Below are 370 nucleotides of genomic sequence, written 5' to 3'. Positions count from 1 at the left end.
AGGTCGTCGCGCGTCTCGGCGGCCGCCTCGACCTCGTTCCTCAGCGCCGCAAGCGCCCGGATGCCGCCGTCGTCGGCGGGCCGGACCTTGTCGAGCCACCTGAGGAAGTCGTACGTCCAGTACCTCCGGGGGTTTCCGGCCGGCGTCGTGCCGCCGTAGGCGTAGCCACGGCGGGCCAGGAACGCCAGGAGCCGCTGCTTCGCCGCCGCGAGCCTCGCGGTCGCCGCGTCGTGGGCCCCGGCGAGGTCCCTGAGCCCCTCGATCTCGGGGGACGGCACCCATACCGGGGTGACGTCGTGCGACAGTATCGCCTTGGCCATCCTGGCCGCGTCGTTGCGGTCGTTCTTGGACGAGAGGTCGGCCGCCGACC

General features: G+C 73.2%; 1 protein-coding gene. It reads right to left on the bottom strand.

The features are described from left to right. Window positions 1–370 (bottom strand): IS110 family transposase (locus GPK39_RS09890; RefSeq protein WP_215675185.1); only part of this gene is annotated, 370 nt, incomplete at both ends.

The sequence above is a fragment of the Collinsella aerofaciens genome (assembly GCF_018785245.1).
Lineage (GTDB): Bacteria > Actinomycetota > Coriobacteriia > Coriobacteriales > Coriobacteriaceae > Collinsella > Collinsella aerofaciens_AD.
Note: the sequence above shows the minus strand (reverse complement) of the source record. Positions and strands in the feature narration are given on the sequence as shown.